General features: G+C 65.4%; 28 protein-coding genes. 8 read left to right on the top strand and 20 right to left on the bottom strand.

Features of this window, described 5'->3' with window-relative positions; translation table 11 throughout:
* Positions 1-25 precede the first annotated feature (25 nt).
* The 7 genes from LFL96_RS30320 to LFL96_RS30290 all read right to left on the bottom strand — a co-directional run bounded on the left by LFL96_RS30320 (position 26) and on the right by LFL96_RS30290 (position 7669).
* Positions 26-943: a hypothetical protein gene (locus LFL96_RS30320; RefSeq protein ID WP_281001578.1), complete on the bottom strand. Its 918-nt coding sequence runs from the start codon at positions 941-943 to the stop codon at positions 26-28.
* Between the two features lie 29 nt (positions 944-972).
* Complete coding sequence (locus LFL96_RS30315; protein WP_281001577.1) at positions 973-1890, bottom strand: hypothetical protein; 918 nt, start codon at positions 1888-1890, stop codon at positions 973-975.
* A 151-nt stretch (positions 1891-2041) separates the two neighbouring features.
* Complete coding sequence (locus tag LFL96_RS30310) at positions 2042-3424, bottom strand: sensor histidine kinase (protein WP_281001576.1); 1383 nt, start codon at positions 3422-3424, stop codon at positions 2042-2044.
* Entirely contained in the window at positions 3414-4091 is a 678-nt protein-coding gene (locus tag LFL96_RS30305; RefSeq protein ID WP_281001575.1) for a response regulator transcription factor, read from the bottom strand. The genes LFL96_RS30310 and LFL96_RS30305 overlap by 11 nt, the downstream gene beginning before the upstream one ends.
* Positions 4092-4117: 26 nt before the next feature.
* Positions 4118-5443, bottom strand: coding sequence for an MFS transporter (locus LFL96_RS30300; protein WP_281001574.1), 1326 nt, complete (start codon positions 5441-5443; stop codon positions 4118-4120).
* Between the two features lie 88 nt (positions 5444-5531).
* Complete coding sequence (locus tag LFL96_RS30295; RefSeq protein ID WP_281001573.1) at positions 5532-6521, bottom strand: quinone oxidoreductase; 990 nt, start codon at positions 6519-6521, stop codon at positions 5532-5534.
* Positions 6522-6649: 128 nt separating this feature from the next.
* On the bottom strand, positions 6650-7669 hold the full coding sequence (locus tag LFL96_RS30290) for an ABC transporter substrate-binding protein (RefSeq protein WP_281001572.1): 1020 nt from the start codon (positions 7667-7669) through the stop codon (positions 6650-6652).
* A gap of 265 nt (positions 7670-7934) precedes the next feature.
* Here LFL96_RS30290 and LFL96_RS30285 point away from each other — a divergent pair, with 265 nt between their 5' ends.
* Entirely contained in the window at positions 7935-8834 is a 900-nt protein-coding gene (locus tag LFL96_RS30285; RefSeq protein ID WP_281001571.1) for a DapH/DapD/GlmU-related protein, read from the top strand.
* Between the two features lie 31 nt (positions 8835-8865).
* On the opposite strand, the gene LFL96_RS30280 is transcribed toward LFL96_RS30285, so the two are convergent.
* Positions 8866-9162: a hypothetical protein gene (locus LFL96_RS30280; protein ID WP_281001570.1), complete on the bottom strand. Its 297-nt coding sequence runs from the start codon at positions 9160-9162 to the stop codon at positions 8866-8868.
* Between the two features lie 56 nt (positions 9163-9218).
* Positions 9219-9635, bottom strand: coding sequence for a MarR family winged helix-turn-helix transcriptional regulator (locus LFL96_RS30275; RefSeq protein ID WP_281003903.1), 417 nt, complete (start codon positions 9633-9635; stop codon positions 9219-9221).
* A 114-nt stretch (positions 9636-9749) separates the two neighbouring features.
* Here LFL96_RS30275 and LFL96_RS30270 point away from each other — a divergent pair, with 114 nt between their 5' ends.
* Positions 9750-10778, top strand: coding sequence for a MerR family transcriptional regulator (locus LFL96_RS30270; RefSeq protein ID WP_281001569.1), 1029 nt, complete (start codon positions 9750-9752; stop codon positions 10776-10778).
* A gap of 1 nt (position 10779) precedes the next feature.
* Here LFL96_RS30270 and LFL96_RS30265 read toward each other — a convergent pair whose 3' ends face one another.
* Positions 10780-11178: a RidA family protein gene (locus LFL96_RS30265; RefSeq protein ID WP_281001568.1), complete on the bottom strand. Its 399-nt coding sequence runs from the start codon at positions 11176-11178 to the stop codon at positions 10780-10782.
* 136 nt (positions 11179-11314) lie between these two features.
* Positions 11315-11914 (bottom strand): TetR/AcrR family transcriptional regulator, encoded by a 600-nt coding sequence (locus LFL96_RS30260; protein ID WP_281001567.1) that lies wholly within the window; start codon positions 11912-11914, stop codon positions 11315-11317.
* Positions 11915-12091: 177 nt separating this feature from the next.
* Between LFL96_RS30260 and LFL96_RS30255 the strand changes: the two genes are divergently transcribed.
* Positions 12092-12514 (top strand): 4-oxalocrotonate tautomerase, encoded by a 423-nt coding sequence (locus LFL96_RS30255; protein WP_281001566.1) that lies wholly within the window; start codon positions 12092-12094, stop codon positions 12512-12514.
* A 120-nt stretch (positions 12515-12634) separates the two neighbouring features.
* Here LFL96_RS30255 and LFL96_RS30250 read toward each other — a convergent pair whose 3' ends face one another.
* The gene (locus LFL96_RS30250) at positions 12635-13372 is read right to left on the bottom strand and encodes a helix-turn-helix domain-containing protein (protein WP_281001565.1); all 738 of its coding nucleotides are present in this window, start codon (positions 13370-13372) and stop codon (positions 12635-12637) included.
* A gap of 213 nt (positions 13373-13585) precedes the next feature.
* On the opposite strand from LFL96_RS30250, the gene LFL96_RS30245 reads away from it, so the two are divergent.
* The gene (locus LFL96_RS30245) at positions 13586-14065 is read left to right on the top strand and encodes a TerB family tellurite resistance protein (protein WP_281001564.1); all 480 of its coding nucleotides are present in this window, start codon (positions 13586-13588) and stop codon (positions 14063-14065) included.
* Here LFL96_RS30245 and LFL96_RS30240 read toward each other — a convergent pair.
* Positions 14023-14901 (bottom strand): LysR family transcriptional regulator, encoded by an 879-nt coding sequence (locus tag LFL96_RS30240; protein WP_281001563.1) that lies wholly within the window; start codon positions 14899-14901, stop codon positions 14023-14025. The genes LFL96_RS30245 and LFL96_RS30240 overlap by 43 nt on opposite strands.
* Before the next feature lie 181 nt (positions 14902-15082).
* On the opposite strand from LFL96_RS30240, the gene LFL96_RS30235 reads away from it, so the two are divergent.
* Entirely contained in the window at positions 15083-15829 is a 747-nt protein-coding gene (locus tag LFL96_RS30235) for a TerC family protein (RefSeq protein WP_281001562.1), read from the top strand.
* A gap of 42 nt (positions 15830-15871) precedes the next feature.
* Positions 15872-16258: a zf-TFIIB domain-containing protein gene (locus LFL96_RS30230; RefSeq protein WP_281003902.1), complete on the top strand. Its 387-nt coding sequence runs from the start codon at positions 15872-15874 to the stop codon at positions 16256-16258.
* Here LFL96_RS30230 and LFL96_RS30225 read toward each other — a convergent pair.
* The 5 genes from LFL96_RS30225 to LFL96_RS30205 all read right to left on the bottom strand — a co-directional run bounded on the left by LFL96_RS30225 (position 16230) and on the right by LFL96_RS30205 (position 22128).
* On the bottom strand, positions 16230-16907 hold the full coding sequence (locus LFL96_RS30225) for a DUF2894 domain-containing protein (protein ID WP_281003901.1): 678 nt from the start codon (positions 16905-16907) through the stop codon (positions 16230-16232). The two genes, LFL96_RS30230 and LFL96_RS30225, sit on opposite strands and share 29 nt — an antisense overlap.
* Before the next feature lie 7 nt (positions 16908-16914).
* Complete coding sequence (locus LFL96_RS30220; protein ID WP_281001561.1) at positions 16915-17544, bottom strand: OmpA family protein; 630 nt, start codon at positions 17542-17544, stop codon at positions 16915-16917.
* Positions 17541-20159 carry a DUF802 domain-containing protein gene (locus tag LFL96_RS30215; RefSeq protein ID WP_281001560.1) on the bottom strand — a complete coding sequence of 873 codons (2619 nt, stop codon included), beginning with the start codon at positions 20157-20159 and terminating at the stop codon, positions 17541-17543. Before LFL96_RS30215 ends, LFL96_RS30220 begins: the two co-directional genes overlap by 4 nt.
* Positions 20160-20169: 10 nt before the next feature.
* Positions 20170-20982, bottom strand: a complete 813-nt coding sequence (locus LFL96_RS30210; protein ID WP_281001559.1) for a DUF3348 domain-containing protein — start codon at positions 20980-20982, stop codon at positions 20170-20172.
* Positions 20983-21186: 204 nt separating this feature from the next.
* Complete coding sequence (locus LFL96_RS30205) at positions 21187-22128, bottom strand: aromatic alcohol reductase (protein ID WP_281001558.1); 942 nt, start codon at positions 22126-22128, stop codon at positions 21187-21189.
* A gap of 259 nt (positions 22129-22387) precedes the next feature.
* On the opposite strand from LFL96_RS30205, the gene LFL96_RS30200 reads away from it, so the two are divergent.
* Both LFL96_RS30200 and LFL96_RS30195 read left to right on the top strand, forming a co-directional pair.
* Positions 22388-23299: a LysR family transcriptional regulator gene (locus LFL96_RS30200; protein WP_281001557.1), complete on the top strand. Its 912-nt coding sequence runs from the start codon at positions 22388-22390 to the stop codon at positions 23297-23299.
* Positions 23296-24537, top strand: coding sequence for an FAD-binding oxidoreductase (locus LFL96_RS30195; RefSeq protein WP_281001556.1), 1242 nt, complete (start codon positions 23296-23298; stop codon positions 24535-24537). Before LFL96_RS30200 ends, LFL96_RS30195 begins: the two co-directional genes overlap by 4 nt.
* Positions 24538-24692: 155 nt before the next feature.
* Here the strand turns inward: LFL96_RS30195 and LFL96_RS30190 are convergent, their stop codons facing one another.
* On the bottom strand, positions 24693-26174 hold the full coding sequence (locus LFL96_RS30190; protein WP_281001555.1) for a sodium:solute symporter: 1482 nt from the start codon (positions 26172-26174) through the stop codon (positions 24693-24695).
* Positions 26171-26368 (bottom strand): DUF3311 domain-containing protein, encoded by a 198-nt coding sequence (locus tag LFL96_RS30185; protein ID WP_074286653.1) that lies wholly within the window; start codon positions 26366-26368, stop codon positions 26171-26173. The genes LFL96_RS30190 and LFL96_RS30185 overlap by 4 nt, the downstream gene beginning before the upstream one ends.
* Between the last annotated feature and the right edge of the window lie 4 nt (positions 26369-26372).

The raw sequence follows: 26372 nt of genomic DNA, 5'->3' as shown, positions 1-26372 counted from the left end.
GCATTCACGGCATGCGTCGATCGCGCTAGAGCGTGGCCAGGTCGGCCAGTTCCTGATTCAGGTTGCGGATGCGATCGTCCAACGCGCGATTTTCGGTTTGAACCTGGCCAAGATCGTTCCGCAGCCTATGCAGCGTGTTTTGCTGCTCGCCAGTCGCCCGGCTGTTCACGTTGATCGCCGTCTGCAGAAAGTTGATGTCGAACTCGATGTTCCGCTCCTTACGGGCTCCGTCGTCGCGCAGCGTTTGCTGTTGCCGCAGATCGTTCTGCGTTTGCTGTTGGCATTGCCGTATATCTCGCCGTAAGCTTTCGATCGACTGATCTATACTCTCCAGCCCGCGCTGCGACTCCTCCAGTTGTCGTTGCGCGTGATCTCGCCTCGATTGCACATTCGCGTCGGCTCGCGAAAGCTGCCGGAGCTCGGCGTCGAGCGACGTCAGGTTACGCTCGGCTTGCTGCACTTCGGCCACGCGCCTGCCTCGCGTTCCTTGCAGGAGACCCAGCGTGCTATGAAACCATAGATACGGCGAACCACCCTTGAGGCCAAGATCGCCGCGATGTCGTAATTCCCCCTTTACGTTAATCCGGACAGCGATGCCTGGCTTGACCGGATCATGCGGTTGATAAACACGTTCGGTTCGATGGTCGCGGTCGTAACGGATCGCATAGGTCGCTTTACCGTCGCTGACGAAACGCCGGCCTTTCTCGTCTATCTGAACGCCAGGATGCACGAGATCCGGGTGCAGTTTGCCGCTGGGACGTGAGATATACGCGGCAGGCAGGAGGAGTTGAGGGGTCGAGTCGCCGACGTGCGTGGGGCTTCCCTGCGTCGACACATGAATCGAGATCGGTGCCGATGGACGGGGCGGTTCGGACGGGTGAAATTCCGGCGGCACATGCACGGACCCGGGATGGACATGGGAACTGCTGACGGAAGGAAACATACATTGACCTCGTCTAGATGTCGTGACGACTAGAAGTGGGGGATGTCGGCCAGATCGCGATGCAGATTCTCTATTTGCCGATCCAGCTCGTGGTTTGCATTCTGTATCCGGCGAAGATCGTCATGGAGCTTTCGCAGATCGTCCCTCATGTTCGCGGTCGGATGGTCGCTCCTGTTCATCGTGGTCTGAAGCGTGTCGATCTCGCGCTGCGTCGTCTGTTCGAGTTGCCGGCCGTCCTCGCGATGTCTTCGTTTGTCTGTCACTTGCGCCTCGAACGACTGCCGGAGCATCTGAACTTCGCGTGCCACGCCTTCGATACGCCCATCTTCGATTGCGATGGTCATTTTGGCGTCGTCCAGCCTGCGTTGCACGTCCTGCCGTCTTTGCCGCAAACCAGCGTCGGGATTCCCGGCGTACCGGATTTCCGCATTGATCGCCGTCATTTCCCCCTGCGCGTCGCGCTTTGCCGTCAGTGCGCGGTTAAGGTTCTGCTGCGCAGCGTCGAGCCTGCGTGCCAGGTCCCGCCCGGGCGAGCCGCCTCTCAACCCGACTTCGCCATGCAGCACGTAACGGCCTGCTTCGTTCAACCGGACAGGGATGCCCGGTTTCGCCGGATTATCCGGTTGATAGACACGCTCGGTCCGATGATCGCGATCGAAACGGATCGCGTACATGTGTTCGCCGTCGCTGATGAAGCGGCGCCCTTTTTCGTCGATCTGCAGGCCGGGATGGACGAAGTCCGGCTGCAATTTGCCGCTCGGCAGAGCAACGTAACTGGCCGGCAGAGCAAGATGAAGCGTCGCCTCGCCGGCATGCGCGTGACTGTTCTCGATAGACAGGTGGATCGAAACCGGCGCGGATGGACGCGGCGCTTCGGGTTGGTGAGATGCCGGCGGTAAATGCGCGGACCCGGGATGGACATGGGAACTGCTGACGGAAGGAAACATACGCTTACCTCGTCTCGGTGATGGAGCTGTCCGCGCCGATGCACGGACAGCTCCATCACAACCGATTCACCGGATCACGAGGTAGTAAATGTGTAGCCGCCAGTTGTGTCGTCAGGATACGCACACGCTTGCGTGGATTGGCGCATCGCAATCATTTGCCCGTCGCCGCTACGACCGGAAAGATCACCGAGACCCTCAAACCTCGCCCACCTCGCCCTTCCACGCCGTCTTCCAGCACGATTTCCGCGAGATGCGCGCGTGCGATTTCGCGCACGATGGCCAGCCCCAGCCCGCTGCCTTCCTCACCGGACGCGCGGAAAAACGGCTCGAACACGCGTTCGCGCAACACCGCTTCGATGCCCGGCCCTTCGTCCGCGATGGTCACGCGCCAGCGGCCTTCGTGCGCGGCGAGATCGAGCGCGACATGGCCGCCCGAAGGCGTGTACCGGATCGCGTTATCGAGCAGATTGAACAACAGCACCGACAGCAAGGGCTCGTTGCCCATCACCTCGGCGCCTTCGTCCAGGCGCGCCGACAACTCGACGCCGCGCCGTTGCGCGAGCAAGGCGAGCTGTTCGATGGTGGCGGTCGCGACCGCACGCAGATCGACCGGCACGCCCTGAAAATCGGCGTAATCCGCGGCTTCCGCCTGCGCGAGCAAGAGCAGCTGATTGGTCAACGCGACCAGCGAATGATTGCTGCGATGCATCGCCAGCAAGGTCTCCTTGATCTGCGCGAGATCGTCCTGGCGGCGCGCATATTGCAACTGCGTACCGAGCAGCGTCAGCGGCGTGCGCAACTGATGCGCGGCATCCGCGATGAAGCGCCGCTGCATCGCGGTCTTGCGTTCGATGATGTCGAGACACTGATTGAACGCGCTGACGATCGGCCGCAACTCGTTGCGCAGCGGATCGGCGCGCACCCGCAGCGAGGCGTTCGGTGCGCGCGCAAGCATATCGTTGGCGAGGCGCATCAGCGGCCGCAGTTCGAAAGTGAGGCCGACGCACACCAGCACGACCGCGATCGCGACGATACCGGCGAAATGCAGCATCTGCGGCTGCCACAACGCGGCGGCGGTGGCATCGCGTTGCAACAGCGTGCGCCCCACCGAGACCACCACCTGTTTGACCGCGCCCGCGTCGTACATCGGCCGGATCAGCGACACCGCGCGGATCGGGTGACCGCTGACCGCCGCGTCATACCAGAGCGGCGATTCGTCGGGCACGCGTTGCGGAAAGTCGGAGGTGCCCGCGATCGTCGCGCCGCCCACTTCGCGGATGCTGAAATACACGCGATCGCCGGCCGGCGAACTCAGAATCTCGATCGCGCTCGGCGAAATTTCCGCGTGCAGATAACCGTTCTTCCACTCGATGTCGCCCGCCATCACGCGCGCGGACGACAACAGCGCCTCGTCCTGCAACAGCCGCGCGGTGCGCTCGGCGTTGTCGCGCGCGATCAGCCCGGCGGCGATCACGTAGACGGTCATCGGCAGCAGCAGCCACAGCAGCAGTCTGAGCCGCAGGCTATTCGTCATCGGCGCCGTCTTCCAGCAGATAGCCGAGGCCGCGCAGCGTAATGATGGTGGCGGTGCTTTTCTCGAGCTTCTTGCGCAGGCGCGACACGTAGATTTCGATCGCGTCCTCGCTGGTCATCGCGTCGCCCTTGCTGAGCGAGTCGGCCAGCATGGTCTTCGCGACAGTTTTCTTGGCGCGCAGGATCAGCGCTTCGAGCACCGCGTGTTCGCGCGGCGTGAGCGGCAACGGTTCGCCGTCCACCGCGAACTGGCAGCGATCCATGTCGTACGTGAGATTGCCGCACTTGAGTTTGTTCGAGCGCGACGGCGCCTGGCGCCGCGCCAGCACCTTCACGCGCGCGACCAGTTCGCGCGCGTCGAACGGCTTGACGATGTAGTCGTCCGCGCCCGCGCCGAGACACACCACTTTTTCGTCGACGGCGCCGGTGGCCGTGAGGATCAGCACCGGCGTCTCGTCGCCGCGCGCACGCATGCGGCGCAGTACGCTCTTGCCCGACAGTTGCGGCAGGTTCAGATCGAGCAGCACCACGTCGTAGGGGACCGCGCGCAGCGCGCTTTCGGCGGCTTCGCCGTCGCTGACACGGTCGAGCATGAAGCCGTCGTCGCGCAGAATACGCGCGAGCCAATGCGCGAGCTGGTCGTTGTCCTCTACGAGCAGTAACCTCATTCCTTCCATCCCCAAACCTGAAGCGTTCATGCCGTCTTGTACTGCTCCCGGGCCGGTGCGGAGCGATACAGGATCAGCGTCGCGGCCACGCCGCAGACGGCGGCGAACGACATCCACGCGCCCGGCGAGGCCTTATCGCCGGTAGTATGAATCAGCCACGTGGAGATTGCCGGGGTAAAGCCGCCGACCACGGTCGCGAGGCTGTACGCCATCGAGAAACCCGTGGTGCGCACGTTGGCCGGCATCAGTTCGGTCAGCGCGACGACCATCGCGCCGTTGTACCACGCGTACAGCACCGACAGCCAGAGCTCGACCATCAACAGGCGGCCGAACGACGGTTGCGCGACCATCCAGTTCATCACCGGGTAGGCGGTGAGAATCGCCAGCGCGGTGCAGGCGAGCAGCACCGGACGGCGGCCGATGCGGTCGGACACCGCGCCCGCGATCGGCAGCCAGATGAAATTCGACACGCCGACGCAGACCGTCACCAGCAACGCGTCGAACGACGACAGCTTCAGCACGACCTTGCCGAAGGTCGGCGTGTACGCGGTGATCAGATAGAACGACGCGGTCGTCATGATCACGAGGCCCATGCCGGCGAGAATCAAACGCGCGTTCTGCACCATCGAGCGGGCGATTTCGCCCATGCCCGGACGATGACGGCGCGCGGCGAATTCCTCGGTCTCCTGCAGCGAACGGCGCACGTAGAAGAGGAACGGCACGATCATGCAGCCGACCACGAACGGAATGCGCCAGCCCCATGCGTTCATGTCGGCGGCGGGCACGAGGCGGTTCAGCGCGACGCCGAGCGACGCGGCGAACACCACCGCCACCTGCTGGCTCGCGGACTGCCAGGAGCAGTAGAAGCCCTTGTTGCCCTTCGTCGCGATCTCCGACAGATACACGGACACGCCGCCCAGCTCGACGCCGGCGGAGAAACCCTGCAACAGGCGGCCGAACAGCACGATGGCGGGCGCCACCAGACCGATCGCCGCATAGCTCGGCACGAACGCGACGCACGCGGTGCCGATCGCCATCAGCGTCAACGAGAGGATCAGGCCCTTGCGGCGGCCGTGATGGTCGATGTACGCGCCCAGCACCAGCGCGCCGATCGGCCGCATCAGGAAGCCCGCGCCGAACACGGAGAGCGCGAGCATCAGCGACGCGAATTCGTTGCCGGTCGGGAAGAACGTCGCGGCGATCGCCGCCGCGTAATATCCGTACACGGTGAAGTCGTACATTTCGAGGAAGTTGCCGCTGGTGACGCGCAGCACCGCCTTGACGCGCGATTCGCGCGGCGTGGCGGACGCATCGGCGGGCGCCGTTGCGTTGAGCGTGGAGGGTGATGTCATCGTGACCTCGGTGGTGAAAGGCAAACACGTCCCCCACGGCCCGCATGGCCGCCGGTTCCGGCTTCCTGAATCAGGGGAAAGAAGTGGCTCAGCCGATCGTCATCACGGCTTTGCCCAACTGACGGCGCGCTTCGAGCGCTTCATGCGCCGCTTCGACGTCGTCGAACGTGTAGCGGCCGCTGATCTCGACTTTCAGCGTGCCGTCCTGCAAGGCGGCGAAAATTTCGTCAGCGCGGCGCTGCACCGTCGCGCCGTCCGCCAGATGATCGGCAAGGCGCGGACGGGTCAGGAACAGCGAACCCGCCTCGCCCAGTTCGATAGGATCGAGATCGTTCAGCGAGCCGGACACCGAGCCGTAGTTCACCACCAGCCCGCGCGTGCGGGTCGCGCGGAAGCTGTCGCGCAATGTCGTGCGGCCCACCGCGTCGAACACGACGTCGACGCCGCGACCGTCGGTCAACTCGCGCACGCGGTCGGCGAAACGGCCGTCCTCGTACAGCATCACATGGTCCGCGCCGTGCGCACGCGCGACCTCGGCTTTCTCCGCGTTGCTGGTGGTCGCGTAGACCGTCACGCCGCGACGCTTCGCGAGCTGCACCAGCAACTGGCCGATGCCGCCCGAGGCCGCATGCACGAGGCAGGTGCTGCCCGCGCCGAGCCGCGCGACGTCTTCGAGCAGATAGTGCGCGGTCGAGCCTTGAAAGATCGCGGCGGCGGCCAGTTCGAAACCGGTCGCGTCCGGAATGCGCGCGACGCGCGCCGCCGGGACCACCGCGTAGTCGGCATAAGCGCCCCACGAAATGCACCACGCGACGCGGTCGCCGGGCCGGCACGAGTCGACGCCCGCGCCGGTTTCGACCACCTCGCCCGCGCCTTCCATGCCGAGCGTGCACGGCAGACGGACCGGATAAGTGCGCGACTCGCGGTATTTGCCCTGGCGCGTGTGCACGTCCATGAAATTGATGCCGGCGCACGCGACGCGGACCAGCACCTCGCCCGGCCCCGGCGACGGAATGTCGATGTCGACGCGGCGTAGTACTTCGGGTCCGCCGTATTGCTCGATGCGTATGGCCTTCATGGATCGTCTCCGTGCTCGTGCTTGTGCTCGTGTGAGGTGGTGCTGTCGTGCTGTCGTGTTATTTCGTGTGGTCGCGCTTTTTCGTGCGATCGAATCGAGGCGTCGCTCGGTGCGCCTTCGGTGCGCCTTCAGTGGACCATGACGGCGGCCACTTCGTCGGCGAAGCGGTTCGTATACGTCCGTGTCAATTCGACATGACGCGGCACGATCGCGGGATTCACCGCGGCCAGCGCGTTCAATACGGTTTGCGGCGCGCCGTCGGGCATCCGGCCGTCGCGCGAGAAGGCCGGCAGCGTCGCGCTCAACGCATCGCGATACAGCGCCTCGTTCGCGCCGACGTAGTCGCGCGGCAGCGTCGCCATGATCTGGCCGGCGTCGTGCGTGGCGATGAAGTCGAGCGAGCGCACCATCGCGCGCACCAGCCGGCGGGTTTCGTCCGGATGCGCGGCCACCCACTTGCGCTGCGCGTACAGGCACGAGCTGGCATACGGGCCGCCCAGCGCGAGCCGCGTGCCCTCGACGCTGCGCATATCGACCATCACGCGGGCCGTGCCGGCGGCGAGCAGCCGCGACGCGCCGGGTTCCTCGACCATCACGGCATCGACGGCGCCGTTCTTCATCGCATCGGCGAAACCGTTGTCGGCGCCGAGCGGCACTACGGTGTAGGCGTTCGCGGGCACCCCGGCGCGTTGCGCCAGATAGCGGCTCAAAAAATCCGTGGAGGCGCCGAAGCCGGTGACGCCGAGCCGCCGGCCGTGCGCGTCGGCCATGTCGCGCATCGGCGCGGGCACTTTTGTCGACGCGAGTTCGACCAGTCCCGCCGAACGCGCCAGCACGACGACCGCCTCGACTTCGAGGCCGCGGCTTTGCAGATCGATGGTGTGGTCGTAGAAACCGACGGCGCCTTGCACCGCGCCGGCGATCAGTTCGGTCGCGGTGTCGACGCCGGCCGGCTCCGACAGGATCTCGACGTCGAGACCCTCGTCGCGAAAGTAGCCGAGGCGTTGAGCCAGCGTGACCGGCAGGTAGACGATCTTGGCGGCGCCACCCGTCATCAGCGTCAGCTTTTCCGCCTGCGCATGGGGCATCCAGAGCAGCATCGCGCAGGCGCTCGAGGCGAGCGCCAGGAAGCGGGCGAACGGTGGCATGAAAAGCTGTCTCCTTGGGACCTGGGCGGGGCATGCGTCCGCTAGCGGCGGATCGTCTGGTGCAGCGCTTGCCCGGAGTATAAAAAAGCAACGCCTTCTACCTGCTTTCGGCGGCGTGGGAATGTCGTGGGTGTTTACCCTCTGATGCGGCCGCTGACGCTATGATTCCCCGAACCGCCTGCGGCGCGCAATCGTCCGCGCGCCCGGCCTGAACCGACCAGTCCAATCGTCACTTTCACGCAAGATCAAGCAAAAGGATTTTTCGATGGCTATTCAACGAACCGGCCACCGGTACCGCGATACCGAAACCGGCAAGACGCTCGACGTCTGGTTCCCCGCGTCGGGCTCGGGCAGAAAGCGCGCCTGCCTCGCCGAGAAAGTCGGCCTCGTCGCGGGCGACCTCGTCGAGATCACGATCGACTCGCTGGACACGCCGCCCGCCTCGACCGAGGACGCCTGGCTGCGCCTGCATCTGCTCTCGGAGCGCAGCGTCAAACCCAACGAGATCAATCTCGACGGCATTTTCGGGCTGCTGGCCAACGTCGCGTGGACATCGGCGGGGCCGGTGCTGCCGGGCCGCGTCGACGATCTGCGCGAACGCGTCGCGGCCGAGTATCACCATCTCACGGTGACCTCGGTCGACAAGTTTCCGCGTATGACCGACTACGTGGTGCCCGAAGGCGTACGCGTCGCGGACGCCGACCGCGTGCGGCTCGGCGCGCATCTGGCGGCGGGCACCACGGTCATGCACGAAGGCTTCGTCAACTTCAACGCGGGCACGCTTGGCGAATCGATGGTCGAGGGCCGCGTGACGCCGGGCGTGACGGTCGGCAAGAACTCAGACGTCGGCGCGGGCTCGTCGATCATGGGCACGCTGTCGGGCGGCGGCAAGAGCCGTAATGCGATCGGCGAACGCAGTCTGCTGGGCGCGAATGCGGGCATCGGCATTTCACTCGGCGACGAATGCATCGTCGAAGCGGGGCTGTATGTGACGGCGGGCACCAAGGTGAAACTGCCGGACGGCACGGTTGTGCCGGCCCGCCAGTTGTCCGGCCGGAACGGCTTGCTGTTCCGGCGCAACAGCCAGTCCGGCGCGGTCGAAGTGCTGCCGACCGACGCGTCGCGCTGGGGTGGGCTCAACACGAATCTGCACAGCAACGACTAGGCGACGTTGAGCGCGCGGTGTGCGCTCGCGCTCAACGGGCGCACACCGTCATCGCCTGCGCGAGCGCATCCTGCTGTGCGGGATTCTGGAAGAACGCATCGAGACTCGTGTGTTCTTCGTTCGCGACCTGTTCGAGGCACCGGCGCGTGTTGGCGCGTGTGCTGTCCGGCGCGTAAAGCGCCGCCACGACGATCAAGCCGATCGCGACGATCCAGATCGTCGCGCCCAATGCCCAGCGCAGCCCGCGCTCCGAAATCCATGCCGGCGAACGCGCCGGCTGCCGCGCCGATTCCGTCGCCACGGCATGATGTACCGCGCCATTTCTCATTTCAGCTCCCCTTTGATTAGCATGACAACTATCTGGCATTAAAAAAAGCCCGTCGGTCACGACAGGGCTTTTCTCACGTTATGCATGCCCGACACTGTCGATTCGAATAAGTCCGGCCCGATCTTCGCGCGCAGGGTGCGGGCAATCTGCCCGCTGGCCTCGTTGATGGGCCGCTCCAGCGCCTTGCCCGCGCGGGTCGGATAGACGCCCCATTCCCTGCCGTCCGCCTCGCCCTGACGGCGTTCGACCAGTTCCTTGTCGCACAGGTTGTCGATCAGCCGCGTGGCCGTGGGACGCGCAATGCCCAGCAAACTCGCCACCTCGCTGCTCAACGAACCGGGCGACGCCAACACCACGCGCAACACGAAACCCTGCGCCGGGGTGAGCCCGAACGGCGCATACGCGGCGGTCCACTCGCGCTCGGTGAGCCGCGCGAGTGCCGATGAGTTGAAGTAAAGGCAGTGATCGAACATGGCGACATTAAAGCGCAGATTGGTTAGCAAGACAACTACAAAGTGGGCATTTCGCTTGACCCTCACGTAGCGTAAGGTTCTAACCTCCATCGTGAACGCTAACCGGAGGCTCGCATGCTGCTGAAAGTCGGAGAACTGGCCAGACGCAGCGGACTCACCGTCCGCACGCTGCACCACTACGACGCCATCGGGCTGCTGACGCCTTCGGCGCGTGCCGACAACGGCTACCGGCTGTACGACCGTCACGACGTCGCCCGCCTTCACCAGATCCAGGCGCTGCGTCGTTTCGGCCTCGCGCTCGCCGAGATCCAGACCCATCTGGCGCAACCGGACACGCCGCTCGTCGCGATCGTCGAACGGCAGATCGCCATGCTCGACGGCCAGATCCATCAGGCGGCGCGTTTGCGCGAGCGGTTGACGAGTCTGCACGGCGTGCTGCTCGACGGCGAGGAACCGGATCTGAGCGACTGGCTTACCACGTTGGAGATGATGACCATGTACGACAAATATTTTTCCGCCGACGAACTCGCGCGCCTGCCGATGTACCGCAACACCCAGGCGCCGGACCCGGAATGGACCGCGCTGATCGCCGAGGTCCGCGCGCTGATGGACAGCGGCACGCCGCCGGAGAGCGCGGCGGCGCGCACGCTGGCCGATCGCTGGATGACCCTGCTCACGCGCGACACCGGCGGCGATCCACGCCTCGTCGCGAAGCTGAACGTGATGCACGACAACGAACCGTCGATGCAGGCACATCTCGGCATTTCGACCCGGTTGCGCGACTACGTACTGCGCGCATTCAGCGAAACGAAGATCCTCATCTACGAAAAATATCTGACGCCCGACGAGATCCGCTTTCTGCGTGCGAACTACGGCAAGCGCGCGATGGAATGGCCGCAACTGATGGCCGACGTGCACGACGCGCTCGACGCCGGCGCGACGCCCGAATCGCCGCAGGCGCAGGCACTCGCGCGACGCTGGCTCGACCTCTTCAGAAGCTATGCCGGCGACGATCCCGCGACGCACGCGCGATTTCGCGAGGCGCTGCAGACCGAGCCGGGGTTGATGCTCGGTTCGTGGACCGACGAAGCGACGCTGACCTTCATGCGCACGGCGATGCGTCTCGGCATGCAGGCGAGCTGAGTCAGCCGCCCCGCTGGACCGCCACGCACTTGATCTCGACCAGCAAGCCGGGATGCGCGAGTTCCGACACGCCGATGACGGTCCACGCGCAATGCCCGCGCGGAAACACGCGGTTCTTGACCTCGCGGAAAACCGCCATGTGACGGCTCATCTGCACGTGATAGGTTGTCATGTCGACGATGTCGTCGAAGGTGCAGCCCGCCGCCGCGAGCAGTTCACGCAGGTTCTCCCAGCACGCGACGAACTGCGCCTCGGGATCCTCGATCACATCGAGCTGGGGCGTGCGGCCCACTTGTCCCGCGCAATACACCGTGGTGCCGACCTTGACGGCGGGCGCATAGCCGGCGCGTTCGACGATCGGCCGCATCGATTCGGGAACGATGATCTCGCGGTCTGACATGGGATGGCTTCCTTGGGCGTGGGGTGAAAGTCGGGGTTGAAGGCCTGGTTCGGCCCGGCGGCGGCAGCGACTATACGCCCGCTTCGCTGAACGGCGCCACGAAAGCGGCCATTGGCCGCAGCCGCGGTCGCTGCGCTCACGCCTTGCGATCGCCCTTGCTCTCATGCGCGCCCAACTGCAACGCCGCCTTGCGCACCGCCGCCGCGATCTCCTCGCCCACGGCCGGGTCCTTCACCGCGCGCGACAGCGTCACGCCACCCACCAGCATCGCGAGCAAGGCCGTCGCTTCCTCGCGCCGCGCCTTCGGTTTGCCTTCCAGCCCCGCCGCCACCGATTCGATGATCGCGGCCAGCTCCTTTTCATACGCTTCGCGGGTGTCGTCGTCGGCGCGCGCGACTTCGCTCGACAGACTCTGCAGCGCGCAGCTTTCCGCGAGATCGCAGGTACGCCGATCGCCCAGATAAAAGTCGATGAACCATTCGCGCCAGCGGCCGCCCATTTCCGCCCGCGTGTGATCGACGCCGCGCCGCAGATCGTGGAGCCCCGCCACGACAGCCGCCTGAAAGGCCGCCGCTTTCGATTTGAAATGCGCGTAGAACGCGCCCGAGGTCACCGACGCATCCTTCGCCAGCCCGTCGACGCCCGACCCGCCGAAGCCCCGGCTGCGAAATCCCCGGCCCGCGCTGTCCAGAATTCTTGCCTTGCTCTCTTCCTTCCGACCTGCCCGATGTGCCATCTGAACGCCCTCCACATAACGATCGCTATTTTGTGCTTGACGACATCACGATCGTTATGAAAATATCGCGACATCACGACCGTTATATAACGAGCGTGACGCCTGTGCAATAGCTCTGCTTCGACGCATCCATGCGTCGATTCATCCCTTCGATATCCGATCAAGGAGTTTGCAGCCATGCCGATTACCGTCAACGTCACTCAGGGTCTACTCAGTCAACAAGGAGAACGCGACGTACTCCCGCTCGTCGCGGACGCGCTGCTGCGCGTTCACGGCCTTACCGATAACCGTTTCATGGCGCCGAACGTGATCGGCCACCTGGTCGTGAGCGACGAGTCGAAGACTTATGTCGGCGGCAAGGCGCAATCGCTGGCGGTCATCGAGGTCAAGGTGCCGTCGGCGACGTTTCCGAACGCCGAGGTCAAGCAGGCGTTCGTCAGCGAGGTCACGGATATCGTCGACCGGCACAAGGCGGGCTCGCATCCGCGCGAGCGCACATTCGTCAACGTGACCTTCGCGGTGGACGGCGCGTGGGGAATCGGCGGCAAGGCCTATTCCAATGCCGAACTCGGCGAGGCGATTCAACGCGGCGCGAACTGATGCGCGCGCATTGCAACGGCGTGAAGTGATGGTGTGCCGGGCGGCGATTGGCGTGGTGACACGGTCGCCGCCGTTGTGTGGGTCGGAGGGCGTGCGATGCGTCCTGTGATGCCGCCCAGGTCACGCCACCAGCGCATCGGCTCCGGTCTCCGTGCAACGCTCGATCGACTCCGGCGTCACGCCGAGATGCTCGCGCAACCCCACCCACCCCGCCGGTGTGATCTGCACTGCTCGCGACGACGCGGCGCGCCGCAACCATCCTTTCGCGCACAGCAGATCGAGGAACACGACGCCAAGCGGCCCCGCCAGATGATGCTGCCGCTCCGACCAGTCGAGGCACTGCCGCGCAATCCCGTAGCGCCCCGCCTTGACCGCGCCGACATCCAGCCCAAGACCCGCGAACCATGCGCGCCCATCCGGCGTGACCTCGAAGCGCTTGTCCGCTGCCGCCGCAATCAACCCGCGTTCCAGCAGATGCTGGGTAATCGCCACGCCGGCCTGGCCCGCGAGATGGTCGTAGCAGCACCGCGCAAAACGCAGTTGCCCGGCCTCACGACCCAGCGGTTTGCGCCGCACCGCGCGTTGCGTGCCGATCGACGCCAGGCTTTCCAGCGCCACCGCCACATGCGGATCGGCGAGCCGGTAATAGCGATGACGGCCCTGCTTCTCGACCGCGATCAACCCGCCGTCGAGCAGTTTTGCCAGATGGCTGCTCGCCGTCTGGGCCGTCACGCCCGCCGCATACGCAAGTTCGCCCGCCGGCAGCGCGCGGCCGTCCACCAGCGCCATCAGCATGGCGGCGCGAGCGGCGTCGGCGATCAGAAAGGCGGTGGCGGACAGATTCGGTTGGGCATGCATGGCGGTCTCCCGGGGATTCGTTCGAGCATAGCGCTATTTGATAGCGCACGTTTCGATGCGCGTCGAAGTATGCCGCAGCATGGGCGCATCAGTTCGACACTTCGTTTTTTACGAACCATCGCTTCGTCATTAGCAGATTTATCCGATGCAGCGCGTCGCGCACACTGAGGTCCATCATCACTGCGGACACGGTCCGCGAAAGGAACCTCGATCATGCGAAGCTACCCGCGCAACAGTCCTCAAGCCGCCGCCCGTATCGTCGCGCTCGCGCTGACCGCCGACGGCCACGTGTGCAGTTCCGAAGAACGCGTGCTGGATAAACTCGACATCGCCGGCCAGCTCGGCCTCGCGCCGGCGCAATTCGCGCAGATCGTGCAGGCGATGTGCGAAGACCACGCGATGGCGCAGGCGTCGCCCGCGCCGACCGTGAGTCCTATCGACGAAGCGATGCTCACCAAGCTGATCGCCGAAATCGACGACCCCGCGCTGCGCGCCAAGGTGATCCGCTTGTGTATCGCCGTGACGATCGCCGACGACTATCTGGCGGACGGCGAAATTGCGCTGCTCGCCGCGATCCTCAATGCGTGGGGGCCGAGCGCGAGCTCGCTTTCAGGCCCGCTTCCGGGGCGTCGCGGCGCGCTGCTGCGCGCCTACGAACGCACGGCGGCCAGCACCTGGGACGCCAACGCGTGATGCTGCCCGCGCCGCGAACGGATCGCGTGAATTTCCTCGATCACGCCTTCCGCGCGGCCGAGCCAGCGCAGGCCGCGCAGCAGCGTCAGATCTTCCGCGCCGAGTTCCGCGAGTGGAAACACGCCGAGCCCGCGCGCCGCGAACACCGCCATCAGCGCGCTGTCCTCGAACTCGCCGACGATACGCGGGCGGATGCCCGCCGTTTCGAACCAGCGATCGAGCCGCGCCCGCAGCGCGGCATGACGCGTGGGCAACAGCACGGGCACCTCCGCGAGGCACTGCGGAAAGCCCGCGCGCGCGGATTTGCGGACGATCTCCGTGGGCCCGTACCAATCGACCGGCGAACCGGCGATTCGCTGGCTGAACACCCGCAGATCGGCGTTATGCGGCGCGGGCTGACAGGCCAGCACGAGATCGAGCCGATGCAGCGCCAGTTCCGACAGCAGTTCCGAATGCTCGCCCTCGTGGCACAGCAGCCTGAGCGACGGCGTACCGAGCACCGGCGCGAGCAGCGCATGCGCCGCGAGCTTCGAAATGCCATCGGACAGGCCCACTGCCAGCCGCGCGACGCCCTCGCCGCCTTCGCGCATCTCGTCGAGCAGCGCCTCGCCTAGCTGAAAAATCTGCTCCGCGCGATTGAACGCGGCTTCGCCGGCCTCGGTCATGGTGACGCCGCGACCCGCCGGTTTCAGCAGTTGCCGGCCGATCGATTTTTCCAGCTCGCGGACCTGTGCGCTGATGGTCTGCACTGCCATGTCGAGGTGTTCGGCCGCGCGCGCGAAGCCACCCTCCTTCACGACGATCCAGAAATAGTAGAGATGGCGGAAGTTGAGCATGACGTGATCGCCTCGGGAACGTTGCGCGGATGTTGCGCAGATGTTGCGCGGATGTTTCTCGGATACATCGAAAAAACCGATATGTCCGTCAGATTATCGCTGATTTATCCGAATCCTTGAAACGACGAAGATAGCTCCATCGCAACGTTCCACGCATTCTTTTCAGACCGATCCCGCACCCATGGACACCCTGCTCACGCTTTTCTCCGATCCCGCCGTCTGGGCCGCGCTTCTCACGCTGGTCGTGATGGAGATCGTGCTCGGCATCGACAACCTGATCTTCATCTCGATCGTCAGCAACAAGCTGCCCGAGGCGCAGCGCGCCCGGACGCAACGCATCGGCATCTCGCTGGCGCTCGGCCTGCGGCTCGCGCTGCTCGGCACGGTGGCGTGGATCGCGCAGTTGACCGCGCCCGCGTTTTCGCTGTTCGGTCACGCGTTTTCGTGGCGCGACCTGATTCTGCTCGGCGGCGGCCTGTTTCTCGTGTGGAAGGCGACCAGCGAAATCCGTCATCACGTCACGCAGGTGGAGACGGTCGGCAGCAAGGCAGGCAAGACGATTCAGTTGACCGCCGCGGCCGCGATCGGCCAGATCCTGGTGCTCGATATCGTGTTCTCGGTGGACAGCATCATCACCGCGGTCGGCATGACCGATCACATGCCGATCATGTTCATCGCGGTGATCGTCGCCGTCACGGTGATGCTGTTCGCCGCGCAACCGCTGTCGCGCTTTATCGACCGCAATCCGACCATCGTGATGCTCGCGCTGAGCTTCCTGCTGGTGATCGGGATGACGCTGATCGCCGAGGGTTTCGGCTCGCATGTGCCGAAGGCCTACATCTACGCGGCCATGGCGTTCTCCGCGTTCGTCGAGGCGATGAACATGCTGGTCCGCCGCGCGAAATCGAAGCGCGCGGCGAATGCTTAAACGTGAGCGTTGGTTGACTTGATACTTTTGAGGAGCGACATCATGAAATGCCCCGTCTGCAAAACCACCGATCTGTTGATGGCCGAGCGCCGCTCCGTCGAGATCGATTACTGCCCGGACTGCCGCGGTGTCTGGCTAGACCGGGGCGAACTCGACAAGCTGATCGCGCAGGACCATGACGATGGCGTTGCGAGCGCGAGCGTGAATGCAGGTGCGGGTGCGAATGCAGTGGCGCGCGATAGCCGGGAGTACCGCGACAACCGTGATTACCGTCATGAGCGTGACGATCGCGACCATCGGGACGATCGCGACCATCGGGATCACAGCCGCGACCACGACAGACATCGCCCATACGACGGTCATCGCGGCCAGGAGCGCAGTGGCTACCGGAAAAAGCGCTCTATTTTCGATGTGTTCGATTTCGACTGACCGTGGTGGGAGCAGGCGTGGCGTTCATCTGCTCCATCCACGACAAGGCATCGACATAAGTCATGAATTGCTTCAGATAACCCGGCGACAATTCGCGCATCAACGAAAGCGCACGATGCACGAGGCTGTTCGAATTGAGCGGCCCCGCGTTGCCGGGCACCTGTTCGAACGACTGACGCAGTTGTTTCTCGGTTCGAACCTTCGACCAGATGTCGCGAAAGTGATCGAGCGCCGGCAGTTCCGGATAAGACGCGGCGGTCGGCAAGCCGTGTGCGGTGACGCGGTGCTCGCCTTCGGCGGGGAAGTGGCTGGCGAGGAGCGTGGTCAATGCGGTCAACGCGCTGGGTGTGGGTTCACCGGTTGCCGAAGGCGTAGTCGAGCTGGCCGTTTCGGTTTTGGCCTCGGCTTCGGCTTCGGCCTTCGCAAGACTGACCGCATACGCATCGACCAATGTGGCAAGTTTCGCATCGAGCACGCGCCGCGTGGCGCCGCCATGGACCCGTGCGCGACGCGCCAACGCGTCGATGAAATGGAAGCGGATCGGGTCGTGACGATCGGCACCCTGCCTGCGCCACGCGTCGAGCGTCGCGCCGACTGCGTCGAACGCTGCGCTTCCGTCGCCCTGCTCGCTCCCGCCGCCCACACCCATCCCGTCGTTATTCACGCGCTTTCCCCGGCACCGGCGCGATTTCCACCCGCCGGTTCTTCGCCCGCCCCTGATCGTCCGCATTCGAACTGACCGGCTGTTGCGAGCCGAACGCCGCCGCGAAGACCGACGACGCCGGCACGCCATCGTCGATCAGCGCGCGCGTCACGGTCAGCGCGCGCTGCGCCGACAGTTCCCAGTTGTCCGCGAATCGGCGATTCGCCTCGCGCACCTGACGGTCGTCGGTAAAGCCGCTCACCATCAGAATCTCGTCGCGCGCATGCAGATAAGCGGTCAGCGGCCCGGCCAGACTCTTCAATACCTCGCGCCCCTCGGGCTGCAACTGATCCGAATTCAGCGCGAACAACACGTTGCCGCTAATGCCGATACGCCCGTTGACCAGCGTCACGCGCCCCGCCGCGAGCGGACCCGCCAGCGCCTGTTCGAGCGTCTTGCGCCGCTGCGTTTCCGCCTGACGCTGCTTGACCTCCTGCGCGAGCCGCGTCGACAGCTCTAGCTGCACGCCGATCACGCCGACCAGGATCAGCACGAACGCCCCCAGCAGCACCGACATCAAATCGCCGAACACCGGCCAGATCGGCGCGACGGTCTCCACGCCGCCGTCGATTTCCTCGCTCATGCGGACTCGGCTCCGGCTGACGCGCGCCGCCCGGCAAGCTGCTGCAGATCTTCGACGATCTGCTTCTGCGACATCACGCTGAGATCGACGACTTCACGCGCCTGCGCGACGTAGTAGGCCAGTTGTTCGTCGCTGCGCGCGAGCGACTTGTCGAGCGCGGTTTCGATCCGTTCGAGATGCGCGACCAGCTTGTCGTTCGACTCGCCGAACACCTGCACGGCCGCGCCAAACGCTTCGCCGAGGCTCGCTACCTCGACCGCGCTGCCCGTGACCTGCGCGGCGATCTCGCCGAGCTTGCCGGTTTCCAGTTCGACCTTGTCCGTGAAACGCGTGCCGACGCGTTCCAGCAAGTCCGCCGACGTGGCGACGAGCGCGTCGACCGCCGTGCGCTGTTCGGTGGAGGCGTGATTGACCGCATCGAGCAGCGTTTCGAGCGTCTCCAGCAGACGGGCACGCTCGTCCAGCATCGCGGTATCGCGGACCATGCTGTCGGAGAGCTTCTGCCGCAATTCGGCGACGACCTCGGCAGCCGCCTTCGGTGCTTCGGACGCAGCCAGCACCAGCCGCTCGATTTCGGCGATAGTTGCACTCGCATGCGTTTGCGTTTGCGCGGAGACGTCGCGCGCGGTCTGCTCCAACGTCGCGCAGATTGCCTGCTGACGCGTTGCCGTGCGTTCGCCGGCCTGTTCGAATTTATCGCTCAGCGTGGCGGCGATCGCACTCAGTTGCGCGGTCCATGCGGTGAGTCGCTTTTCGTCCTGCTCGGCCAGTTCGGCACGCAGATTCGCAGCCGCCTTCGGCGCTTCGGCGGCGGCATCCACGAGACGGCCGATTTCGGCGATCGTTGCATTCGCATGCGTTTGCGTTTGCGCGGAGATGTCGCGCGCGGTTTGCTCCAACGTCGCGCAGATTGCCTGCTGACGCGATGCCGCCAACTCACCGACCTGCTCGAATTTCTCGCTCAGCGTCGCAGCGATCGCGCCCAATTGCTCGGTCCATGCCGTAAGTCGCTTTTCATCCTGCTCGGCCAATTCGGCACGCAGATTCGCAGCGGCCTTCGGCGCTTCGGCGGCGGCATCCACGAGACGGCCGATTTCGGCGATCGTTGCATTCGCATGCGTTTGCGTTTGCGCGGAGACGTCGCGCGCGGTCTGCTCCAACGTCGCGCAGATTGCCTGCTGACGCGCCGCCGCCTGCTCGCCCACGCGCTCGAACTTCTCGTTCAACGCCACCGCCATCGCACCCAGCGCTTCGGTCCAGGCGGCAAGGCGCTGCTCGTCGCGTGCACCGAGTGTCGTCTGCAGATTCGCGTGCGACTCGCCGACGCTCGCCAGCAGCGCCGCCGAATGTTGCTCGAAGCTCGCCGCCGCCGTGACCAGCGCCTGCCGGTTGCTGTCCGCCAGGGTTTCGCCGGCGCGCTCCTGGCGCGCCAACGCATCGTTCCATGCTTGCGACACGCCCTGCGTGGCTGCATCGAGCCGCGCAGACACGCCGTCCAGCAGCCCGGCCGAACGCTGCTCGAAGCTGTCGGCGAAACGATCCAGCGAGGTCCGCACGTGTTCGGTCAGTGCCTCGCTCGAACGCTGCTGCCCGGCCAATGCATCATTCCAGATGCCGCTCACGTTCGCGCTCGTCGCGGCAAACCCGCTCGACAGCCCGTCCAGTTGCCGCTGCACCGCTTGCGACACGCTCTCGTGCAACGCGGCGGTTTCGCGCGCGAGACCCGCCAGGGTCGCTTCCATTACCGGTTGCAGCGCGGCGCCGGCCGCGCGCGTGCTGTCGGCCACACTCTGCTTCAACGACTGTTCGACGGAGCCGGCGAGGCGCGTGTACGCGGCCTCGGTGCGGCCATGAAACGCGTCCTGACTCGCGAGCTGCCGCTCGTTCAATGCAAGACTCTGCTGCTCGATCGCCGACATCATCGACTGCAGACGCTCGACCAGCGTCGGCATCACATCGGCCTGGCGCTGCAGCAGACGGAAACTCTCGTCGCGTTGATGGGCCTGCGAAAAAATCCGCAGCGTCGTCGCGATCTTCACGTCGAGCTGTTGCGCGGCCTGCAGACGCTCGCGACGGCTCAGCGCAGCCAGCAGTCCGAGCATCGCGGAAGTGGACACACCCGCGATCGAGGTGCCGAACGCGAAGCCCAGCCCCTTCACCGGCGCGGCCAGCGAAGCGCGGATCGCTTCGAGATCGGTCGAGCTTTCGAGCGCCATGCCGGTGCCGCGCAGGGTCGCGACCATGCCGAGCAAGGTGCCGAGCATGCCCAGCAGCACCAGCAGGCCGACCAGGTACGGCGCGAGCGCCGGGCCGGGCAGCGCCACGCGCTCGCCTTCGACCCGCAACCGCACCGCGTTGCGCAGGCTCGGATGCAAGGACTCGAGCCAGCCGCCGAAGCTGGCCGGCGGTCCCGACAGTCCGGCGACCGCGCCCGTCAGCGAGGCAGTCGCCTGGTTGTAGCGATGCAGTTCGAGCGCGCCCGCCACGTAGCAGACGGCGATCAACAGCGTGACGGCCAGCGCCAGCGGATTCGAGCCGAGGTAGCCCGCGGCGATCCAGCACACGGCGGCGAGGCCCGCCAGAAACACAACGAGGTCAATACGATATCTGGACATAGTGTCCCAGTTAGCAGGTGCGAAGAGCCGCGAGCAACCCTTCGACCGGTTGAAAACGAACGTCCAGTTCGGCAAGCAACACGCTTTGCATGTCCTTGCGGAACACGTCCAGCCAGGCGCCGGGCGTGACCGCCGCGGCATCGTCCGAAGCGGCGGAGCCGGCCAGCGCCGCCTTTTCCGCCGCGCGCAGGCGCTCGAAATGCGTGGCCAGCAGGCCGGGCACCGCGCCCAGCAGACCACGCTCGCGCTCGGCCAGCGCGCGCTCCATCACCGCATCGACCACCGCGAGCCGCGCGAACTCGGGCGTGCGGGCGGCCAGCAGGCCGCGCAGCCGCACGCGCAGCGTGCCGACGGCGGTTTCCATCGACTGCTGCAACGCGAGGTAGCGTTGCCTGAACATCGCGTAATCGGGCGGCGGCTCCGCCGGCGCGGCTTGCAACGACGCTTGCAGCGACATCGGGCTTTGCACATGAAGCGGCGCGCGCGACTGTGCGGGCCCGGACGCGGCCCCAGTCCCACGGCGCCGCGCGCCGCCCAGCACGCTGTCGCCGGCCACCGACTGCGCCAGCGAGATCCGCACGCGCGCGCATTCCTCCTCTTCCGCGCGACCGAACGGCCGCGCCGCCCGCGCGCCCGCGGGCACTGCCGGCGGCGCGCCGTTCAGCACCGACGACAGTGCAATGGCGTCGGTCCAGCCGAGCCATTGGCTAAGCCGGTCCGAGAGCGTTTGCCGGGATTCGGGGACATCGACATCCGCCACGCGAGCGAGCAGGCGGATGAGCGCCGGGCCGCTGAGAGCTGTGCGCTGGGGGGCTTGCAACATACCACCGGATTCAAAAAAGTCAGCAGTTTACACGCTGCCGGGGTGGATGCCGCCGTGATGCGATTTCGCGGGGGTGCGGGAGGGAGCCGCGGGAGGGGGTGGCGCGGCCGGAAACCCTGCTGGGACGGGCCGCGCCGGGGACGGCGAGGGTTTTTTAACGCGGTTGCGGTTGCGGTTGCGTTCGCCTTTAGCGCGGTTACACGGTTACACGGTTACGCCATCCACCACCGGCAGGTTCTCGCGCATCCATTGCGTCATCCCACACACCGCGATGCCTCGCTGCGCGTTAAAAGTCCGCGCCGGCTCCCACGACACGCCCGCGCCCTCGGCGAACACGACGCGGTATTTACGCAGCGAATCGTCAGGCTGCGCCGCGAGTTCGTCGCGCAAATACGGCACGCTCCATTCGGCGCGCTGCACCGGCACGCCGCGCCACGCATCGAGCGCATCGGCGAGCTGGCGATAGGTCACCGTATCGCCCGCCACATAGACGATCTCATTCGCGATGCGCGGCGCCGCGAAAACGATCTCCGTGGTGAGCATGCCGATGTCGTCGGCGGTGGTGACGGTGACCGCGTTGTCCCAACTGCCGAGCGCATGGACCGTATCGCGTTCGCGGTTCACCACGCCGAACGACGGCTCGAACAGAAAGCTCGTGAACATGCCGGTCGACACGATCACCCATTCCGTGCGTTGTTGCGCGCGCAACAAAGCACGCACGTCGAGCTGTTCGTCGAACAGGTCCTGCGCGCTGCCCCGGCCGATCACGTCGTAATCGACGCCGAACTGCCACGGAAAATACCGTTCGACGCCGGCCGCGAGCGCCGCCCGTGCGAGCTTGAGCTGCACGCCCTTGCCGCCGACGAAGCCGGTGCAGGAAATCACGGTATCGAAGCGTCGGAACTGCCCAGCCAGTTCGTCCTCTGACTGCGCGGCGAGATCGCCGGGCACCAGTTCGATGGACAGCGAACGCAGTTCGTCGACGTCGCGGCGTTTCGCCGGGTCGGTCGATTCGAGCGCGGCGGGACGCAACAGCGCGGCGAGCGAGACGCCGGGCATGCCGGCGGTACGGCGCGCGAGGCTGCGCAACATGGCCATGCCGAGTTCACCGGCGCCAAGGACGAGAATGGATCGAGGATGCGACATGATGGAGTGACCTTTTCGACTAACGGGAGAACCGAGTGTAGTGGCGGGTCGTCCGGCCATTGTTCGGCGCGGCTGAAATGACAAAACAGGCTTGTCGAACGTCGTCGCGTCGATCGCGGTAGTGATACGTGTCGCCTGCATCTCACGCTGCAACGCACGCTACAACGCACCGCGCCGATCGAACGCAATGCGCCCCCATAAGCCTGTAAGATGAACCCCGCTCCACCGCCCGACGAACCGCACAGCTACCCGCCTCCTCATGGACAAACTCCAAGCGATGACCACGTTCGTGCGCATCGTCGAAGCGCAGAGTTTCAGCAAGGCGGCCGAGACGCTTGCGCTACCGCGCTCGTCGGTGACCACGCTCCTCAAGCAACTCGAACGGGAACTCGGCGCCGCCTTGCTTCGCCGCAGCACCCGCACGCTGAGCCTGACCGATGCGGGCGAGCGTTACTACGCGTCGTGCCGTGCGATTCTCGCGGACATCGCGCGCGCGGAAAGCGAGCTGTCGAGCGACCCGGCGGCGCCACGCGGGCGCGTGCGGGCCGACATGCCCGGCGTACTCGGGCGCGCGCTGGTGGTGCCGAGGCTCCGCGAATTCGAGCAGCGTTTTCCCGGCATCGACCTCGTGCTCGGTTTGAGCGACCGTCCCGCGGACCTGATCTACGACGGCATCGATTGCGTGATTCGCACCGGCGAACTCGCGGACTCGACGCTGACCGGCCGGCGTGTCGGCCAGTTGAACTGGATCACCTGCGCATCGCCGCGCTATCTGCGCGAATACGGCGAACCGGCAAGCGTCGACGTATTGATCCATCATCGCGTGGTCAATTACCTGTCGAACGCCACGGGCCGGCCGGTCGACTGGCGCTTTCGCGTGCATGGCGAGCCGTTCACGCTGAGTCTGCCGGGCCGTTTCGCGGTGAACGAAACCGAGGCCTATCTGCAATGCGGTCTCGAAGGATTGGGGCTGATCCAGTTATCCGAATTCGTCGCGTTGCCGTATCTGCAATCGGGACGGTTGAAGGAAGTGCTGGCCGACGCGAGAAGCGCGCCGGTGCCCGTCTCGGTCGTATATCCGGACGGCAGAAACGCGAGCGGCGCGACCCGGGCGTTCGTCGACTGGGTGGTCGAGATACTTGAAAACAGCAACATTGGACGAGGCCAATGAGCAAACTCGAATTCGATACCGTCGTACTCGGCGCGGGCATTGTCGGCGTGTGCACCGCCGTGCATCTGCAACAGCGCGGCCGCCAGGTCGCGCTGATCGACCGCAAGCCGCCGGGCAACGAAACGTCGTTCGGCAACGCCGGGCTGATTCAACGCGAAGGGGTCTATCCGTACGCGTTTCCGCGCGGTGTCGGCGCGCTGCTGCGCTATGCGCTGAACCGGTCGCCCGACGTGCGCTATCACGCCGACGCGATTTTCAAGGTCGCGCCGTTCCTGTTCCAGTACTGGCGCAACTCGGACCCGGCCCGTCACGCGCAGATCGCCAGGTCGTACGCGACGCTGATCGAACATTGCGTGAGCGAACATCACGCGCTTGCCGCCGCCGCGGGTGCGCGCGATCTGTTGCGCCCGATCGGCTGGATGAAGGTGTTCCGCACCCCGGCCGTGCACGACGAAGAAGTGCGGACCGCGCAACGCTGGCACGACGAGTACGGCATCCAGTTCGACGCGCTCGACGCCACCCGCCTGCAACAGGCCGAACCCGATCTCGACCGCACGCTGCACGGCGCGGTCCACTATCCGCAATCCGATTCCGTGAGCGACCCGAACGCGCTCGTCACCGCCTACGCAAAGCATTTCGAAGCGCTGGGCGGCCGCTTTTTCACCGGCGATGCGCAGACGCTGCGCGAAGGTTGGGAAGTGCAGACGCAGGAAGGCACGATCGCGGCGGCATCGGCGGTCGTCGCGTTGGGGCCGTGGTCCGATCGCTTGAGCGAACGGCTCGGCTACCGGCTGCCGCTCGCGGTCAAACGCGGGTATCACATGCACTATGCGGCGCAGGCCGAGGCGCGCCTGAATCATCCGGTGCTGGACGCCGAAGGCGGCTACCTGCTGGCGCCGATGGCGCGCGGCATCCGTCTGACCACCGGCGCGGAGATCGCCTTCCCGGATGCGCCCAAGACGCCCGTGCAACTCGCGATGGTGGAACCGGTCGCGCGCACGCTGTTTCCGCTTGGCGAGCCGCTGGACGCGGAACCGTGGATGGGGCGCCGCCCCTGCACGCCGGACATGATGCCGATCATCGGGCCCGCGCGGCGTCATCGCGGTTTGTGGTTCGCGTTCGGCCACGCGCATCATGGCCTCACGCTCGGGCCGGTCACGGGTCGGTTGATTGCCGAGATGATGACGGGAGAAGAGACGCTGGTCGATCCGCGTCCGTTCAGCGTGGAGCGGTTCTAGCGTCGGCTCGAAAGCGTTCGCATGCAGCTCGGCCTGCAACGTCGGCAGTCGCCCCGCGCCGTGGGCAAAAAGCAAAACGCCGCGATGCCCGAAAGCATCGCGGCGTTCTTTGTTTCAGCGATTCCGCAATTCGACCGATCGACTAAGGCCGTCTATCAAGCCGCAGCCGCCACCCTGCGCGGCGACACCACCGACACGACAAAGCTCACGACGATATTCGCCGCCAGCGCGATCAGGCCGATATACAGCGGATAGACCGCATCGCCGAGATGCAGCGCGTACACCGGCTTCAGACCTTGAATGATCGCGAGACTCGTGCCGATCACGATGCCCACCAGCCAGCCGAGGAACAGACCCGGCGTATTCAGGCGGCGCGTGTACAGCGAGAACACGATGGCCGGGAAAATCTGCAGAATCCACACGCCGCCGAGCAGTTGCAGGTCGATCGCGTACTGCGTCGGCAGGAACACGATGAACAGCAGCGCGCCGAACTTCACGACCAGCGAGACGATCTTCGCGGTCGACGCCTCACCCGCCGGCGAAATGTTCGGCGACACCAGCGGACGCCACAGATTACGCGTGAACAGATTGGCCGCGCCGATCGACATGATCGCGGCCGGCACCAGCGCGCTGATCGCAATCGCCGCTGCCGCGAAGCCGACGAACCACGACGGGAACAGCGTGTTGAACAACGCCGGCACCATGTCAGACGCCGACTTCACATGCACGCCCGCGGCAATCGCCATATAACCCAGCAGCGCGATCAGGCCGAGCAACAGCGTGTACGCCGGCAGGAAAATCGCGTTCTTGCGCACCGTTTTCGCCGACGCGGACGACAGCACGGCCGTCATCGTATGCGGATACATGAATGCGGCCAGCGCCGAGCCCAGCGCGAGCGACGCATACGCGGTGAACTGCGTGGGCTTCAGGATGATGCCGGTCGCACCGCCCTTGGCCTTGAAATACGTATCGGCCGCGTCGAACACGTGCGCATAGCCGCCGAGTTTCGCCGGAATCAGCCACACCGCCGCGATCACGACGATATAGATCATGATGTCCTTGACGAACGCGATCATGGCCGGGGCCCGCAAACCGCTCGCATACGTGTACAGCGCGAGGATCACGAACGCGACGATCAACGGCATTTCGCCGCTCACGCCCAGCCCCTTGATCACGACCTGCATGCCCACGAGCTGCAGCGCGATATACGGCATGGTCGCGACAATGCCGGTCAGCGCGATGGCGGCCGGAAACCACTTGCCGCCGTATTCGCCCTGCACGTAGTCCGCTGCCGTGATGTGGTTTTTCGCATGCGCGACTTTCCACAGCTTCGGCATGACCGCGAACACGAACGGATAGACGATGATCGTGTACGGCAGCGCGAAGAACCCATATGCACCGACCGAATAGACCAGCGCGGGCACCGCGATCACCGTGTACGCGGTGTAGAAGTCGCCGCCCACGAGGAACCACGAAATGACGGTGCCGAACTGACGGCCGCCGAGACCCCACTCGTGCAACTGGGTCAGATCGCCACGCTTCCAGCGCGCGGCGAAAAACCCGATCACGGTGACGAGCACGAAGAAGGCGATGAAGACGGTCATCGCAACCGGATTGACGGGATTCAGGTCGCTCATTTGACACCTCGGTACACGACGTAAATCAGCAGCGAGGTCAACGGCACCCACAGAAACTGATACCAGTAGAAGAACGGAAAGCCCGCGAACGAGGGACGCGTGTCGTTATAGAACGGCAGCCACAACAGCGCGATGTACGGGATCAGCAGAATGAGCCAGAGCCATGAACGGCCGGCGGATGGGGAGGTCTCCACACAC

Origin of the sequence: Paraburkholderia sp. D15 (assembly GCF_029910215.1) — a bacterium.
Lineage (GTDB): Bacteria > Pseudomonadota > Gammaproteobacteria > Burkholderiales > Burkholderiaceae > Paraburkholderia.
This window is presented reverse-complemented; position numbering and strand designations above follow the sequence as displayed.

What these genes read in the sequence shown, in the direction of transcription:
- LFL96_RS30260 (WP_281001567.1), bottom strand. Translation starts at nt 11,914, where the DNA reads ATGGCACATCGGGCAGGTCGGAAGGAAGAGAGCAAGGCAAGAATTCTG.
- LFL96_RS30255 (WP_281001566.1), top strand. Translation starts at nt 12,092, where the DNA reads ATGCCGATTACCGTCAACGTCACTCAGGGTCTACTCAGTCAACAAGGA.
- LFL96_RS30305 (WP_281001575.1), bottom strand. Translation starts at nt 4,091, where the DNA reads ATGAGGTTACTGCTCGTAGAGGACAACGACCAGCTCGCGCATTGGCTC.
- LFL96_RS30220 (WP_281001561.1), bottom strand. Translation starts at nt 17,544, where the DNA reads ATGAGCGAGGAAATCGACGGCGGCGTGGAGACCGTCGCGCCGATCTGG.
- LFL96_RS30315 (WP_281001577.1), bottom strand. Translation starts at nt 1,890, where the DNA reads ATGTTTCCTTCCGTCAGCAGTTCCCATGTCCATCCCGGGTCCGCGCAT.
- LFL96_RS30280 (WP_281001570.1), bottom strand. Translation starts at nt 9,162, where the DNA reads ATGAGAAATGGCGCGGTACATCATGCCGTGGCGACGGAATCGGCGCGG.
- LFL96_RS30230 (WP_281003902.1), top strand. Translation starts at nt 15,872, where the DNA reads ATGAAATGCCCCGTCTGCAAAACCACCGATCTGTTGATGGCCGAGCGC.
- LFL96_RS30240 (WP_281001563.1), bottom strand. Translation starts at nt 14,901, where the DNA reads ATGCTCAACTTCCGCCATCTCTACTATTTCTGGATCGTCGTGAAGGAG.
- LFL96_RS30310 (WP_281001576.1), bottom strand. Translation starts at nt 3,424, where the DNA reads ATGACGAATAGCCTGCGGCTCAGACTGCTGCTGTGGCTGCTGCTGCCG.
- LFL96_RS30290 (WP_281001572.1), bottom strand. Translation starts at nt 7,669, where the DNA reads ATGCCACCGTTCGCCCGCTTCCTGGCGCTCGCCTCGAGCGCCTGCGCG.
- LFL96_RS30250 (WP_281001565.1), bottom strand. Translation starts at nt 13,372, where the DNA reads ATGCATGCCCAACCGAATCTGTCCGCCACCGCCTTTCTGATCGCCGAC.
- LFL96_RS30285 (WP_281001571.1), top strand. Translation starts at nt 7,935, where the DNA reads ATGGCTATTCAACGAACCGGCCACCGGTACCGCGATACCGAAACCGGC.
- LFL96_RS30190 (WP_281001555.1), bottom strand. Translation starts at nt 26,174, where the DNA reads ATGAGCGACCTGAATCCCGTCAATCCGGTTGCGATGACCGTCTTCATC.
- LFL96_RS30265 (WP_281001568.1), bottom strand. Translation starts at nt 11,178, where the DNA reads ATGTCAGACCGCGAGATCATCGTTCCCGAATCGATGCGGCCGATCGTC.
- LFL96_RS30245 (WP_281001564.1), top strand. Translation starts at nt 13,586, where the DNA reads ATGCGAAGCTACCCGCGCAACAGTCCTCAAGCCGCCGCCCGTATCGTC.
- LFL96_RS30320 (WP_281001578.1), bottom strand. Translation starts at nt 943, where the DNA reads ATGTTTCCTTCCGTCAGCAGTTCCCATGTCCATCCCGGGTCCGTGCAT.
- LFL96_RS30215 (WP_281001560.1), bottom strand. Translation starts at nt 20,159, where the DNA reads ATGTCCAGATATCGTATTGACCTCGTTGTGTTTCTGGCGGGCCTCGCC.
- LFL96_RS30210 (WP_281001559.1), bottom strand. Translation starts at nt 20,982, where the DNA reads ATGTTGCAAGCCCCCCAGCGCACAGCTCTCAGCGGCCCGGCGCTCATC.
- LFL96_RS30300 (WP_281001574.1), bottom strand. Translation starts at nt 5,443, where the DNA reads ATGACATCACCCTCCACGCTCAACGCAACGGCGCCCGCCGATGCGTCC.
- LFL96_RS30225 (WP_281003901.1), bottom strand. Translation starts at nt 16,907, where the DNA reads ATGGGTGTGGGCGGCGGGAGCGAGCAGGGCGACGGAAGCGCAGCGTTC.
- LFL96_RS30195 (WP_281001556.1), top strand. Translation starts at nt 23,296, where the DNA reads ATGAGCAAACTCGAATTCGATACCGTCGTACTCGGCGCGGGCATTGTC.
- LFL96_RS30270 (WP_281001569.1), top strand. Translation starts at nt 9,750, where the DNA reads ATGCTGCTGAAAGTCGGAGAACTGGCCAGACGCAGCGGACTCACCGTC.
- LFL96_RS30295 (WP_281001573.1), bottom strand. Translation starts at nt 6,521, where the DNA reads ATGAAGGCCATACGCATCGAGCAATACGGCGGACCCGAAGTACTACGC.
- LFL96_RS30275 (WP_281003903.1), bottom strand. Translation starts at nt 9,635, where the DNA reads ATGTTCGATCACTGCCTTTACTTCAACTCATCGGCACTCGCGCGGCTC.
- LFL96_RS30205 (WP_281001558.1), bottom strand. Translation starts at nt 22,128, where the DNA reads ATGTCGCATCCTCGATCCATTCTCGTCCTTGGCGCCGGTGAACTCGGC.
- LFL96_RS30235 (WP_281001562.1), top strand. Translation starts at nt 15,083, where the DNA reads ATGGACACCCTGCTCACGCTTTTCTCCGATCCCGCCGTCTGGGCCGCG.
- LFL96_RS30200 (WP_281001557.1), top strand. Translation starts at nt 22,388, where the DNA reads ATGGACAAACTCCAAGCGATGACCACGTTCGTGCGCATCGTCGAAGCG.